General features: G+C 73.5%; 10 protein-coding genes. 8 read left to right on the top strand and 2 right to left on the bottom strand.

Features of this window, described 5'->3' with window-relative positions; all coding sequences use genetic code 11:
- Positions 1-468: 468 nt before the first annotated feature.
- The 5 genes from fdnG to MNZ39_RS13510 all read left to right on the top strand — a co-directional run bounded on the left by fdnG (position 469) and on the right by MNZ39_RS13510 (position 8,866).
- Complete coding sequence (gene fdnG / locus MNZ39_RS13530; RefSeq protein ID WP_255840864.1) at positions 469-3,537, top strand: formate dehydrogenase-N subunit alpha; 3,069 nt, start codon at positions 469-471, stop codon at positions 3,535-3,537.
- Between the two features lie 30 nt (positions 3,538-3,567).
- Complete coding sequence (locus tag MNZ39_RS13525; protein ID WP_242339330.1) at positions 3,568-5,790, top strand: 4Fe-4S dicluster domain-containing protein; 2,223 nt, start codon at positions 3,568-3,570, stop codon at positions 5,788-5,790.
- An 83-nt stretch (positions 5,791-5,873) separates the two neighbouring features.
- The gene (locus MNZ39_RS13520) at positions 5,874-6,713 is read left to right on the top strand and encodes a formate dehydrogenase accessory protein FdhE (protein ID WP_242339329.1); all 840 of its coding nucleotides are present in this window, start codon (positions 5,874-5,876) and stop codon (positions 6,711-6,713) included.
- Between the two features lie 68 nt (positions 6,714-6,781).
- Complete coding sequence (locus tag MNZ39_RS13515) at positions 6,782-7,591, top strand: WecB/TagA/CpsF family glycosyltransferase (RefSeq protein WP_242339327.1); 810 nt, start codon at positions 6,782-6,784, stop codon at positions 7,589-7,591.
- 105 nt (positions 7,592-7,696) lie between these two features.
- On the top strand, positions 7,697-8,866 hold the full coding sequence (locus MNZ39_RS13510) for a sorbosone dehydrogenase family protein (protein ID WP_242339325.1): 1,170 nt from the start codon (positions 7,697-7,699) through the stop codon (positions 8,864-8,866).
- Between the two features lie 15 nt (positions 8,867-8,881).
- Here MNZ39_RS13510 and MNZ39_RS13505 read toward each other — a convergent pair whose 3' ends face one another.
- Positions 8,882-9,136, bottom strand: coding sequence for a hypothetical protein (locus tag MNZ39_RS13505; protein ID WP_242339323.1), 255 nt, complete (start codon positions 9,134-9,136; stop codon positions 8,882-8,884).
- A 322-nt stretch (positions 9,137-9,458) separates the two neighbouring features.
- Between MNZ39_RS13505 and draG the strand changes: the two genes are divergently transcribed.
- On the top strand, positions 9,459-10,379 hold the full coding sequence (gene draG / locus MNZ39_RS13500; protein WP_242339321.1) for an ADP-ribosyl-[dinitrogen reductase] hydrolase: 921 nt from the start codon (positions 9,459-9,461) through the stop codon (positions 10,377-10,379).
- A 7-nt stretch (positions 10,380-10,386) separates the two neighbouring features.
- On the opposite strand, the gene MNZ39_RS13495 is transcribed toward draG, so the two are convergent.
- Positions 10,387-11,175, bottom strand: a complete 789-nt coding sequence (locus MNZ39_RS13495; protein WP_242339319.1) for an NAD(+)--dinitrogen-reductase ADP-D-ribosyltransferase — start codon at positions 11,173-11,175, stop codon at positions 10,387-10,389.
- A 116-nt stretch (positions 11,176-11,291) separates the two neighbouring features.
- Between MNZ39_RS13495 and MNZ39_RS13490 the strand changes: the two genes are divergently transcribed.
- Positions 11,292-12,845 (top strand): sigma 54-interacting transcriptional regulator, encoded by a 1,554-nt coding sequence (locus MNZ39_RS13490; RefSeq protein ID WP_242339317.1) that lies wholly within the window; start codon positions 11,292-11,294, stop codon positions 12,843-12,845.
- Positions 12,846-12,873: 28 nt separating this feature from the next.
- Positions 12,874-13,332: a GNAT family N-acetyltransferase gene (locus tag MNZ39_RS13485; protein ID WP_242339315.1), complete on the top strand. Its 459-nt coding sequence runs from the start codon at positions 12,874-12,876 to the stop codon at positions 13,330-13,332.
- Positions 13,333-13,621 lie beyond the last annotated feature (289 nt).

Here is a 13,621-nt window from a genome sequence, read left to right as displayed (position 1 = left end):
GTGTAGGATCCTGAGGGCTGCGCCCCCGCCCCGCCGAGCGAAGCTCGTCGGGGCCCCACCCCTGCTCGCCGGGTCCCGTGCGCCGCCGCGAGCGGCTTCGCCGCTTCCGCGGCGTCGCCCCGGCGGGCTCGCGTCGCTCGCCCAAATCGTGAGCCGCCGTCTAGGCGTCCCGCGCCTCGGTGACGATGTCACGCACCGTCCGCGTGACATGTCACACGCGCACCCGTGACACCTGTGACGGTCCGGCCGCCTGCGGCGGCCGCCGGCCCCGCAAACTCCGTCGCGCGCCGGGTCTCCGGAACGCGGCGGCGCAACCGTTTCGCCTCCGCCCGCTGGCAGGTGTCTTGCTCTGGGGCGTCCCGACGCACGAAGGCCAAAAAAGACCTGAGCAGTCAGGTACATGCGGCGGTCGTCGCGAAGGCTTCGCACTCCAGCAGCAGTCGGCAGCAGTCACCGGAAAGGGAAGCGATGAGCATCAGCAGAAGAAACTGGCTGAAGTTGACGGCTGGCGGCGGCGCCGGCCTCGCGCTGGCCGAGCTCGGGTTCAGCGCGTCGAAGGTCCAGGCGGCGACGGGGCACCTGAAGCTCACGGGCGCGAAGCAGTTCACGACCGCCTGTAACTTCTGCTCCTGCGGCTGCGGGATGGTCTGCAACGTGGTCGACGGCAAGCTCGTCAACCTCGAGGGAGACCCGGACCACGTCATCAACCAGGGCGCGCTCTGCTCGAAGGGCGCCGCGATGCAGGCGACCCACGAGTCCGACCGGCGCGTGAAGACGCCGCTGTACCGGGCGCCGGGCTCGGATCGCTGGCAGGAGCTCTCCTGGGAGGAGGCGCTCGAGAAGCTCGCGCGCAAGGTGAAGGACGTCCGCGACTCGACCTGGATCGCCACCGAGCGGGACGGCGACGTCGAGTACCCGGTCAACCGCACCGACGCGATCGGCTTCCTCGGCGGCGCGCAGAACACGAACGAGGAGTGCTACCTCTGGAACAAGATGGGGAGGCTCTTCGGGACGAACTTCGTCGAGCACCAGGCCCGACTTTGACACAGCCCCACGGTCCCCAGTCTGGGGGCCACGTTCGGCCGTGGCGCGATGACGAACCACTGGGCGGATCTGCAGAACGCCAAGGTGTTCCTCATCGAGGGCAGCAACGCCGCCGAGAACCACGTGATGTCGATGAAGTGGATCCGGAAGGCGCAGGAGAAGGGCGCGAAGATCATCCACGTCGACCCGCGGTTCAACCGCACCTCGTCGATCGCGGACATCTACGCGCGCATCCGCCCGGGCGCTGACATCGCGTTCCTCGGGGCGGTCATCAACCACGTCCTCCAGCAGGGGCTGTACGACGCGGAGTACGTGAAGCTGCACACGAACGCGCTCCTGCTCGCGAAGGACGAGTTCGCCCTCGAGGACGGCGTCTTCACCGGCTACCACGAGGACAAGCACAAGTACGACACGGCCTCGTGGGCGTACGACCTCGACGCGGCGACGCAGAAGCCGAAGAAGGCGGCGAGCCTCGACGACCCGCGCTGCGTCTTCTCGAAGCTGAAGGCGCACTTCGCGCGGTACACGCCCGAGGTGGCCGAGGAGATCTCCGGCGTGCCGGCGGAGCAGGTGAAGCTCATCGCCGAGACGTTCGCGAACAACCGCCCCGGCACGATCCTGTACGCGCTCGGGATGACGCAGCACACGGTGGGCATCCAGAACATCCGCTGCTACGGCATCCTGCAGCTGCTCCTCGGCAACATCGGCAAGGCCGGCGGCGGCGTGAACGCGCTGCGCGGCGAGCCGAACGTCCAGGGCGCCTGCGACATGTCCGTCCTGAACGGCTACATGTTCGGCTACATCAACGCGCCGAACCACAACCACCCGACGCTCGAGGCGTGGACGAAGGACAACGGCACCTTCCGCCGGAAGTTCACCGTCAACGGCCTCAAGGCGTGGTTCGGCGAGAACGCCACCGCCGAGAACGACTTCGGCTGGAGGTGGCTCCCGAAGAAGAACGGCGCGAAGGACTACACCGTCTTCGGGATGATCGACGACGCCTACGCCGGGAAGCTGAAGCTCCTGTGGGCCGTGGGTCAGAACCCGATGGTCACGAACCCGAACCTGAACTACGTGCACGAGGCGCTGTCGAAGCTCGACATGCTCGTGGTGCAGGAGCTCTGGGACACGGAGACGGCGAGCTTCTGGCAGCGGCCGGGCGCCGACCCGAAGGCGATCAAGACCGAGGTGCTGCTCCTCCCCGCCGCCTACTTCATGGAGAAGGAGGGCACGATCAGCGGCTCCGGCCGCCTCGTGCAGTGGCGCTACGCGGCGGTGAAGCCGCCCGGCAAGGCGAAGGCCGACCTCGAGATCATCGACACGGTCTTCCGCAAGGTCCGGGACCTGTACGCGGGCTCGACGGATCCGAAGGACGAGCCGCTCGCGAAGGCGGTCTGGAACTACCCCGCCGAGCACACGGCGGAGGCGGTGCTCCAGGAGATCAGCGGCCGCGTCCTCTCGGAGGTCACGCTCCCCGACGGCAAGGTGCTGAAGCCGGGCGCCTTCGTGGGCGGCATCGGGCAGCTCCAGGCGGACGGCTCGACCTCCTCGGGCGCCTGGATCTACGCGGGCGTCTTCGGCGGCGGGAAGAACCTCTCGAAGCGCCGCGACGCCAAGACCGATCCCTCGGGGCTCGGCATGTTCCCGGGCTTCGCGTGGACCTGGCCGGGCAACATGAAGATCCTCTACAACCGCGCCTCCTGCGACGCGGACGGCAAGCCCTGGCCCGGCACGACTCCGCTCGTCTGGTGGGACGCGACCGAGAAGAAGTGGAAGGGCGTGGACACGCCGGACGTGCCGGACGCCACGAAGGGCCCGGAGACGCCGGAGGGCCAGCGCGCGTTCCGCATGAACGGCGAGGGCATCGGCCGGCTCATGGCGGCGGTCTACAAGGACCCCGACGCGAAGGAGAAGGGGCTGCCGCGCGACGGCTCGTACACGCCGAAGGACGGCCCGTTCCCCGAGTTCTACGAGCCCATCGAGAGCCCGGTCGCGAACGTGCTGCACCCGAAGGCCCAGCACAATCCGTGCGTGAAGTACCCGCGCGTCCCGGGCAAGCAGCCCGTCGGCACGGCGAAGGACTTCCCGTACGTCCTCATGACGTCGTCCATCGCGGAGCACTGGTGCGCCGGGTCCACGACCCGCAACGTGCCGTGGCTCAACGAGCTGCAGCCGGAGTGCGTCGTCGAGCTGCCGACCCAGCTCGCCGAGAAGCTGCGCGTGAAGGGCGGCGACAAGGTGCGGGTCTCGTCGGCGCGCGGTGAGATGGTCGTGAAGGCCGTCGTCACGAAGCGGATGCAGGTCATGAAGATCGCCGGCCAGGACGTGCCGGTGGTGTGGATGCCCTACAACTGGGGGTTCAAGGGGCTCTCGACCGGCCCGTCGACGAACGTGCTGACCATCGACGCCGTCGATCCGGGCGCAGGCACGCAGGAGACGAAGGCCTGCCTCGTCAACGTGGTGCCCGTGGAGGAGGCGGTGGCGCAGCGGTAGCCGGCTGCGACGCGCCGAAAGGACAAGACCATGAGCAACGCCACGTTGATCGATACGACGAAGTGCATCGGGTGCCGCTCGTGCCAGGTCACCTGCAAGCAGTGGAACGACATGCCGGCGGAGCGCACGCAGCTCAACCCCTCCGTCGGCCTGCAGAACCCGCTCACGCTCTCCGCGAAGACCCTGACCGTCGTCACGCCGCACGAGGTCGACGCGCCGAGCGCGCCGGGCGGGCTGCAGTACGTCTTCGCGAAGCGGCAGTGCATGCACTGTGACGAGCCGGCCTGCGCGTCGGCCTGCCCGGTGACCGCCATCCACAAGACCAAGGAAGGGCCGGTCGTCTACGACGAGTCGAAGTGCATCGGCTGCCGCTACTGCATGTGGGCCTGCCCGTGGAGCGTGCCCATGGCGGAGTGGGACTCGCTCGCGCCGAAGATCCACAAGTGCGACATGTGCCACGGCCGGGCGCAGGAGCCCGCGCCCGCGCTGCGCAACGGCGAGGCGCTCACCGGCGAGGATCACCAGCGGTTCGCCGCGGCGATCGCGCTGCCGGCCTGCGTGAAGCAGTGCCCGGCGGGGGCGCTGAAGTTCGGGGACCGCGAGGAGCTCCTCCGCGAGGCCCGCGAGCGGATGGCGGCGAGCCCGGGGAAGTACGTCGACCACGTCTACGGAGAGAAGGAGGCCGGCGGCACGAACATGCTGTACCTCGCCTCCGTGCCGTTCTCGACGCTCGGGTTCCCGCAGGTCGGGACCGAGCCCCTCCCGCGGCGGAGCGCGGTCGCGCTCGGCGCGGTGCCGCCCGCCGTCATCGGCGTGGGCGCCGCGCTCGGCGGGGCCTACGCGCTGCACAAGCGGCGCGAGGAGGTCGCCAGGATGGAGCCGAGGCAGCTCAAGGCGGCGCACGCCGCGAAGCCGGACGCGCACGAAGCCCACGTCGAGTTCGCGCCCGTGAAGTCCAAGCTCTGGACGCCCGCGAACATCCTGCTCGCGGCGCTCATGGCCTTCGGCGGCGGCTCGTTCGTGGCCCGGTTCGCGCTGGGCCTCGGCGGCGCGACGAACCTCTCCGACACCTGGGCGTGGGGGCTCTGGATCGTCTTCGACCTCGTCTGGATCGCGGTCGCGGCCGGCGCCTTCGCGACGGCGGGCCTCATCTACGTGTTCCAGCGGAAGGACCTCTACTCCATCGGGCGCTCGGCCGTGCTCATGGGGCTCCTCAGCTACTCGTTCGTCACGGTGACGCTGCTCGCCGACCTCGGCCTGCCGTGGCACTTCTGGCAGCTCGCGCTGAACGCCCCCGAGCACTCGGCGATGTTCGAGGTCTCCTGGTGCGTCGGCCTCTACGTGACGGTCCTCCTCGCGGAGTTCCTGCCGGTGCCGTTCGAGCGGTGGGGCCTCGCGGGGGCGATGGAGACCTGGAAGCGCTGGTCGCCCGCCTACGTGGTCTTCGCCATCTCGGCGTTCGTGTACCTCATGTCCCGCAACCTCGTGTACACGGGCCTCGCCGCGGCGACCTTCGGCTTCATGGCCTGGGCGTTCCGCGCCCAGCCGGGCAAGAAGGCCGAGCCGATCATGCTCGCCATCGCGGCGGTGACGTTCTCCACGATGCACCAGAGCTCGCTCGGGTCGCTGTTCCTCCTCATGCCCGACAAGCTCGCCAGGGGCTGGTGGTCGCCGGTGATGCCGGTCTACTTCTTCCTCTCGGCGGTCGCGGCCGGCGTGGCGCTCATGGTGCTCGTGGAGATGTGGATCGCGAAGGGCTTCAAGCGCGCGCTCCGCATGGACCAGCTCGCGTCGCTCGGCAAGATCGCGTTCTTCGCGCTCGCGACCTACCTCGCGTTCCGCGTCGGAGACCTCGCGTTCCGCGGCGAGCTCGCGACGGCGCTCACCGGCCCCAAGGCGGGGCTGCTCGCCGCGGAGCTGCTCGTGGGTGGCCTCCTCCCGCTCGCCGTCCTCGGCTCGGCGAGGCTGCGCGCGAACCCGAGGACGCTGTTCCTCGGCTCGCTCCTCGCCACCCTCGGCGTCGTGTTCAACCGCATGAACGTGGTGGTGTTCGCGATGGACCTGAAGGGCGCCGCGCCGCAGATCGCGCCACAGGGCTACTTCCCGAGCGTCGTCGAGTGGGGCATCTCCATCGGCCTCGTCGCCGCGACGATCTTCCTCTTCGGCCTCGCGACCCGGCACATGCCGGTCCTGCCGAAGCAGGAGGGCCCTGCGGCCGCCGAGGCGGATCGCGGGGCGGACGCCGCCGCGTAGCAGGGCCGCTCGCGCGGCTCCGTTCCGAAGGCCCCCGGTCGCTCGCGGCCGGGGGCCTCTTCACTTGCTAGGATCACCGGACGATGACGAACGACGCAGCGACGAAGAAGTGGATCGAGAGCCACCCCTACCTCGAGGGCGTCGCGGCCTTCCAGGCGCTCGTCGAGGGCGCCGCCGCGGGGGCCGCGCCGCTGACGCGCCGCCCGGCGTGGGACGCCTACGTCGCGGATCTGGCCGCGGGCGTGCCGCTCCTGCGCAGCGCGCGCGCCCAGCTCGACGTCGCGCCCGAGGGCGGCGCCGCGCTCCGGACCATCGTGGCGCGCGTCGCGGCGGCCGACCTGCCCCCGTCCATCGCCGAGGGGGCGCGGGCGCTCGACGAGGAGCTCCGACAGGATCCGCGCGCGTCCGAGGCGGCGATCGCGTGGCTCGTGTGCGGCGCGCCGGAGAAGGGCGAGACGGAGGGCGGAGGCCTCGTCCGTTACCTGGGCTGGACCGCGCTCCAGCACGTGCTCGCGCCGGTCGTCGCCGAGTTCGACCGCTGGCGCGACGAGGAGCGCTGGGGCCGCGGAGACTGCCCCACCTGCGGCTCGGCTCCGACGATGGGCGCGCTCGTGACGGTCGCCGAGGGCCGCGGCCGGAGGCTCGCCTGCGGCGCCTGCCGGACGCGCTGGGCGTTCAAGCGCGTCGCCTGCCCCTTCTGCGGGAACGACGACGCCCACCGGCTCGGCGTCCTCGAGATCGATCAGGAGCCGGGCCTCCGGCTCGACGTGTGCGAGCAGTGCAAGGGCTACGTGAAGACGTACACCGGCACGCGGGACCTCGACCTCGTCCTCGCGGACTGGCCCACGCTGCACCTCGACGTGCTGGCCCGCGAGCGCGGCTACGAGCGGCTCGGCGTGTCGCTCTACGAGCTCGGGGCCTGAGGCGGAGACCGGCGCCGGCCCCTCCGGAAAAGTGGACGCGCGGGGCGGGCCCGCGGGAAAAGAGGCGCGTGACGAACGCCCGCGCCCCGGCCGCACCTCGCCGCGTCCGCATCGGCTCCCTCGAGATCGACGTGCTGGACCGCGAGGGGGCGCTCGACGCCATCGAGGCGCTGGTCCTCTCTGGACGGGGCGGCGCGGTGTTCACGCCCAACGTCGACCACGTCGTGAAGGCGGAGCGAGATCCGCGGCTCCGCGCCGCCTACGCCGCGGCGGACCTGGCGGTCGCCGACGGCATGCCGCTCGTGTGGGCCTCGCGGCTCCTCGGCACGCCGCTCCCCGAACGCGTCGCCGGCGCCGATCTCGTCGTTCCCCTCGCCGCGCGGGCGGCGCGCCGCGGCTGGCGGCTCTACCTCGTCGGTGGGGCGCCCGGGGACGCGGCCCGCGCGGCGGAGGTGCTCGCGCGCGATCCCGGGGTGACGATCGCCGGCGTCGACGCGCCCACCCTCGATCCCTCACCCGCGGGGGAGGAGGCGGGCCGCGCCGCCGCCGAGCGGGTGCGCGCCGCGCGCGCGGACCTCGTCCTCGCCGCGTTCGGGGCGCCGAAGCAGGAGCTCTGGATCCACCGCCACCTCGACCTGCTCCGCCCGGCGGTCGTGCTCGGCGTCGGCGCGAGCCTGGCGTTCGTCGCGGGGACCGTGCCGCGCGCGCCGCCCTGGATGTCGCGCGCCGGCCTCGAGTGGCTCCACCGGCTCCTGCGCGAGCCGCGCCGGCTGTGGCGCCGCTACCTCGTCGAGGACGCCGCGTTCGCCGCCGTCCTCGTCCGGAGCTGGCGCGAGGCGCGCCGCGCCGCGCGGGCTCCGGGAACGCGCACCCGCTGACGGGGGTGCGCGATCGGCCGTGCGGCCGGGCGACCGACTCGCGCGGCCGGGCTCGCCCCGCGAACGGGAGCGGCGCGGGTGGCGGGGCGCCGGCAGAACCGCAGGATGCGCCGCCCCGGTGCGCTCGCCGCCGCCTGCCTCCTCGCCGCCGCGCGCTGCGGCGGCTCGGCCGCGAGCGGCGACGGGGCAGCAGCGCCGGGCTGCACGCTCGTGGAGGACGGCTGGGGTCCCGCGGGCACCGTGCCGATCCGGGTCGAGCGGGTCGCGACGGGCCTCGAGGTGCCCTGGGCGATCGCGTTCCTCCCCGGAGGCGACGCGCTCGTCACCGAGCGGCCCGGGCGCATCCGGCTCCTGCGCGGCGGCGCGCTCGAGGCGGAGCCGGTCGCGACCGTGCCGGTGGTGGCGGAGGGCGAGGGCGGGCTGCTCGGCATCGCCGCCGACCCCGGCTTCGCGGAGAACCGCCGCTTCTACACGTACCACACGGCGGACGAGGACGGCCGCAGGGTGAACCGCGTCACCCGCTGGCTGCTCGCCGAGGATCGGCGCTCGGCGCGCGTCGAGCGCGTGATCCTCGACGGCATCCCGGCGGCCGTGGTGCACGACGGGGGGCGCCTCCGCTTCGGTCCCGACGGCCAGCTCTACGTCGGCACCGGCGACGCGCGCGAGCCGGCGCGCGCGCAGGACCGCGGCTCACTGGGCGGAAAGCTCCTGCGCGTCACGACGGAGGGGGCGCCCGCGGACGGGAACCCGTTCCCCGGCAGCCCGGTCTTCCTCCTCGGGATCCGCAACACGCAGGCGTTCGACTTCCTCGACGCGCGGACGCTCGTCGTCGGCGATCACGGCCCGAGCGGCGACACCGGCCGGAGCGGGCACGACGAGGTGGACGTCGCGCGCGCCGGCGCGAACCTCGGCTGGCCGGACGTGTACTCCTGCGACACGGGGGAGGGCGTCACCACACCGGCCATCGTCTGGAGCCGCGCGGCGCCGCCGGGCGGGGGGAGCGTCTACCGCGGTGAGGCGGTCCCGGCGTGGAAGGGGAGCTTCCTCGTCGGGATCCTCGGCGCGCGCCACCTGCACCGGATCGTGCTCCGCGAGGACGGACGCGTGCAGGCGCACGAGGTCTACCTGCAGGGCGAGCCGCCCGAGGGGCTCGGCCGCGTCCGCGACGTTCAGCAGGGGCCGGACGGCGCGGTGTGGGTCACGACGAGCAACTGCGACGGCCGCGGGACCTGCCCGCCCGAGAAGGACGTGGTGGCGCGGATCGTGGCGCGGTGAGCGCGGCGCCTCGGGTCAGCGGAGCCCGATGAGCTGGCCGAGCCGCTTCTGCGCGGTCCCCGCATGGGGCGCGGGGATGCGGAGCCCGAGGGAGAGCGGCTCGTTGAGCCGTGCGCCGAGGTGCTTCAGGCCGGCCGGGAGGAGGTCGGCCGTGGAGGCCAGGTCGAGCCCACCCGGGAGCGCCCGCGTCCGGCGGCGTCGGCGCGACGCGAGGGCGAGCGTCATCACGAAAGCGGCGCAGAGGGTGAGGAGCGCGATCCCGACGGGCATGGTGTCACCTGGCGCGGCCGCCTGTTCGGCCGCAGACCTCCGAAGCTAGATCCCGGTCGCCAGGGCGTGACCCCCCCAGATAGGTCGCCCATGGCCCGCACCCTGGCCACAGCGGCCGGGGGGTCTCTCGCTCGCTGGCCACACCCAGAGCTCGACGCGACGGGCGAGGCGACCCGGCTTCGCTTCGCGGCTCGGGGACGACTTCACCACCGGTGCCGTGGTCGCGCCCTGGTCGTCCCGCTCGACGAGCTCCTCCAGCTCGTCGGCGCGGGAGGAGCGGCACCGCGGCGACCGGGGTACGCTTCTCGCAGGGCTGGCGCTCGTGCCACCGCTCTCCCTGCATCTCCCCGACGTGCGCGACCGCGCCCGGGCGGCGTTCCTGGGCGCGGCGGTCGGCGACGCGCTCGGCGCGACCGTCGAGTTCATGACGGCGAGCGAGATCCGCGCCTCGCTCGGCGTGCATCGGGAGATCACCGGCGGCGGCTGGCTTCACCTGAGGCCGGGGACCGTCACGGACGACACGGAGATGTCGCTCTGCCTCGCCCGCGCGATCGACGCCGCGGGAAGCTGGTCCCTCCGCGGCGCCGCGGACGCGCTCGCCGGCTGGCTCCGGGCCGGACCGGTGGACGTCGGCTCGACCTGCCGGCGCGGCCTCCGCCGCTACATGCTCGACGGCACGCTCGAGGGACCGCCGCACGACGGCGACGCGGGCAACGGGGCGGCGGTGCGGATGCCGCCCGTCGCGCTCCTCTCGCTCGGCGATCCCGCGATGCTCCGCCGCGTCGCGCTCGAGCAGGGCCACCTCACGCACCACCACCCGCTCTCCGACGCGGCGTGCCTGCTCGTGGGCGAGCTCGTCCAGCTCGGCTGCCTGGGGCTGTCGCTGCGCCGCCTGGGCGCCGCCGCGGCCGCGCTCGTCACCGCCGAGCCGCGCTTCCGCTTCGCGCCGTACCCGGGCCTCGCCACCGGCTACGTCGTCGACACGCTCCAGACCGTGCTCCACTTCTTCTTCGCGACACGATCGTTCGAGGAGTGCCTGATCGCGGTCGTGAACCAGGGCGGCGACGCCGACACGACCGCGGCGATCGCCGGTGCCATCGCCGGCGCGTACCACGGCCCCGACGCCATCCCGCGGCGCTGGCTCAGGCGGCTCGACCCCGGGCTCGTGGAGGAGCTCGGGCGGCTCTCGACGCGCCTCGTGGAGCTGTCACCCGTCGGTCGCGGGGCGCCACCGCGGGTTTGAGTCGGCTTCAGAAGAGCACGCGCCGGACCCGCGCCTCGCCGCCGACGGCGAGCCACTCGCGCTCGCCCCGCAGGATGGCGCGCGGGAACACGTCCGGCGCGAGGAAGACGCGGGGGAGCGCGACCCGCACCTCCCACACGGTCGAGCCGAACTCCCACGCGCGCTCGCGATCGTCGGTGAACGAGCAGAGGTTGTTGAGCCGTACGATCCACTCGTGCCGGCCCACCTGCGAGACGATCTCGTGGTCGCCGGGATCGTTCACCCCGCGCCAGAGCGTCACCCAGCGCGCGCCCGGGCGACGCCGCGCGAGCTCGTACTGCGTGAAGGTGTAGACGAGGTCGAGCTGGTCGAGGATCGCGCTCGTGCAGGCGCTGCCGCGCGTGCGGTCCTGCGCGTAGCGCGCGTACTCGGGCCCGTCGACGGCGCGGATCGGCGCGCGGTGGAAGCAGGGCGGGAGGCCCATGCGGCTCTCGACCCAGCCCTTCAGCACCGCGCCCTCGACGCTCGACGCGTCGACGCCCCAGCCGCGCAGGAAGCGCAGGTAGGAGTTCTTGAGGCTCCGCCGCGCCGAGGCGGTCGCCTGCTCGGCCCAGTGGTGGAGCTGGAAGCGCACCGAGAGCCAGTCGTCGAACATGAGCGCCCGCGCGACCGGATCGTCGAGCGCGTCGAGCGCGCGGAAGAGGAAGGCGTTCGAGGACCGGACGCCCTGGATCTCCAGAGGCACGGGGTGCTCGTTGAACTGGCAGCTCGCGATCACCCAGGGAGGCAGGTTGCAGCGGTTGAGCGAGATCGTCATGGTCGGTCGCGCCGGGAGCCCGCGGGATCCGGCCGTGTTCACGGCGTCCTGCAAGAACCGGCGCCTCCCCCTCGCCCGCTCGAGACGCTGGCACCGCGCTTGCGATGGGGGAGGGCATGCACGGCCGCGAGGCGCGCGAGGTCCAGGCCCTGCACGACGCCGCGCGCGTCCTCTGGCTCGCGACGGATCTCCGCGAGGCCCTGGACGCGACGCTGGCGGTGCTGCAGCTCGAGCTCGGGATGGAGAACGGGACCCTGTCGCTCTTCGACCCCGTGACGGGGGAGGTGTTCATCGAGGCGGCGCCGGAGATGCGCGACCGCGAGCGGATCCTCGGGCGCCTGCGGCCGGGGGAGGGGATCATCGGGCGGATCTTCGCGACCGGCATGCCCATCGCCGTGCCCGACGTGGGGGACGAGCCGCTGTTCCTCAACCGGACCGGCACCTGGCGCGATCTCAGGGAGGAGCCGCGGGCGTTCCTCGGCGTCCCCGTCCGCCACGGCCGGACCACGCTGGGCGTGCTCACCGTCGACCGGCGCCACAGCGCGGGCCCCATCTCCTTCGAGCGCGACCTCCGCTTCCTCGAGATCCTCGCGGGCATGATCGGCGCGCGCGTCCGGCTGCAGGAGCTCGAGAACCCGCGCCGCCGGGCGGTGCTGGAGGAGGAGGCCGGCGCGCCCGAGGCGCGGCTCCCGGGCATGGTGGGGGTGGGGCGCCGGATGCGCGAGGTGCTCGAGCGCGTCGAGCGGGTCGCCCGCAGCCGGGCGACCGTGCTCGTGCGCGGCGAGAGCGGCACCGGGAAGGAGCTCGTCGCGCGGGCGCTCCACGAGGCGAGCCCGCGCACCGGGCGGCCCTTCGTGGCGCTCAACTGCGCGGCGCTCCCGGAGGCGCTCCTCGAGAGCGAGCTCTTCGGGCACGAGAAGGGCGCGTTCACCGGGGCCGCCGCCGGCACGAAGGGCCGCTTCGAGCTCGCCGACGGCGGGACGCTGTTCCTCGACGAGGTCGGCGAGCTGTCCCTCTCCGCGCAGGCCAAGCTCCTCCGCGCCATCCAGGAGCGCCAGTTCGAGCGCGTGGGGGGGAGGCGCCCGGTGACCGTCGACGTCCGCATCGTCGCGGCGACGAACCGCGATCTCGACGCCGCCGTGAAGGAAGGCGAGTTCCGGCTCGACCTCTTCCATCGCCTCTCCGTCGTGACCGTGCTGCTCCCCCCGCTGCGCGAGCGGCGCGAGGACCTCCCGGCCCTCGCGGAGCACCTCGTCCGCGAGCTGTCGGAGGAGAACGGGCGCGAGGTGCGGCTCGGCGGGGACGCGCTCGAGGCGCTCCTCGCGCACGACTGGCCGGGCAACGTCCGGCAGCTCCGGAACGTGCTCGAGGCGGCGATCGTCTCGACCGAGGCGGCGGTGCTGCGGGCCGCCCACCTCGGGCTCGAGCCGGCGCGCGAGGCGCCGGGGGACGCGTGCGCCCGCGACGCGAGGGCGAGGGCGGCGGGCCTGGACGCGCCGCCCGCGGCGGCGGCGGAAGGAGCCGTCCCGGCCGGCGAGGAGCGCGAGGTGCGGCTCGCGCTCGAGCGCGCCGGGTTCGTGAAGGCGAAGGCGGCGCGCCTGCTCGGGATGACGGTCCGCCAGCTCGACTGGCGCGTCCGCAAGTACGGGATCGCCGTCGAGCGGTTCTGAACGGCCCGCGCGCGGCGCGGAGGTGAACGTGGACGAGGACGTCGCGATCCGGGGGGCCACCCCGGCGGACACGGAGCCGCTCGCGCGGCTCCTCGGGATCCTGTTCTCCATCGAGGCGGACTTCCGCCCCGACCCGGAGCGGCAGCGGCGCGGGCTCGCGCTCATGCTCGGGGAGCCGGAGCGCCGCGCGGTGCTCGTCGCCGAGCGCGGGGGCGAGGTCGTCGGGATGGTCACCGCCCAGCTCGTCGTCTCCACCGCGGAGGGCGGGCCGGCGGCGCTCGTCGAGGACCTGGTGGTCGATGCGGCGGAGCGCGGACGCGGCGTGGGGCGCCGGCTGCTCGAGGCGATCGAGGGCTGGGCCGCCGCGCGCGGCGCGTCGCGCCTGCAGCTCCTCGCGGATCGGGAGAACGACCCGGCCCTCGCCTTCTACGCGCGGACGGGCTGGCGGGCGACGCGCCTCGTGTGCCTGCGGCGCGGCGGCCGCTGAGCCTGAACGGCGCATCATGTTCCGGAAATCGAGTCGACGAGCGAAGCGAGTCCGCCGGGGCGCCACCGCGATGGCGGCGAAGCCGCCCGCGGCGGCGCACGGGACCCGGCGCGCCGGGGTGGGGCCCCGACGAGCTCTGCTCGGCGGGGCGGGGGCGCAGCCCTCATCATTCGTCACAAGTTCGGGTACTCGCCGGACGAGCGGCGGGTGTTTCGACCACGGCTTCCGTGCGCATGACGGATTCGGGGCATCGACGGGGTCGGCGCACGCGCTCGTGCTCGACCCCGAT

This window comes from Anaeromyxobacter sp. SG66, assembly GCF_022690805.1.
In the GTDB taxonomy this organism is placed as follows: domain Bacteria; phylum Myxococcota; class Myxococcia; order Myxococcales; family Anaeromyxobacteraceae; genus Anaeromyxobacter; species Anaeromyxobacter soli.
This window is presented reverse-complemented; position numbering and strand designations above follow the sequence as displayed.

Bases quoted from the DNA above. Each gene is read 5' to 3' on its own strand.
- MNZ39_RS13525 (WP_242339330.1), top strand. From the start codon at position 3,568: ATGAGCAACGCCACGTTGATCGATACGACGAAGTGCATCGGGTGCCGC.
- MNZ39_RS13490 (WP_242339317.1), top strand. From the start codon at position 11,292: ATGCACGGCCGCGAGGCGCGCGAGGTCCAGGCCCTGCACGACGCCGCG.
- MNZ39_RS13510 (WP_242339325.1), top strand. From the start codon at position 7,697: ATGCGCCGCCCCGGTGCGCTCGCCGCCGCCTGCCTCCTCGCCGCCGCG.
- MNZ39_RS13495 (WP_242339319.1), bottom strand. From the start codon at position 11,175: ATGACGATCTCGCTCAACCGCTGCAACCTGCCTCCCTGGGTGATCGCG.
- MNZ39_RS13505 (WP_242339323.1), bottom strand. From the start codon at position 9,136: ATGCCCGTCGGGATCGCGCTCCTCACCCTCTGCGCCGCTTTCGTGATG.
- MNZ39_RS13520 (WP_242339329.1), top strand. From the start codon at position 5,874: ATGACGAACGACGCAGCGACGAAGAAGTGGATCGAGAGCCACCCCTAC.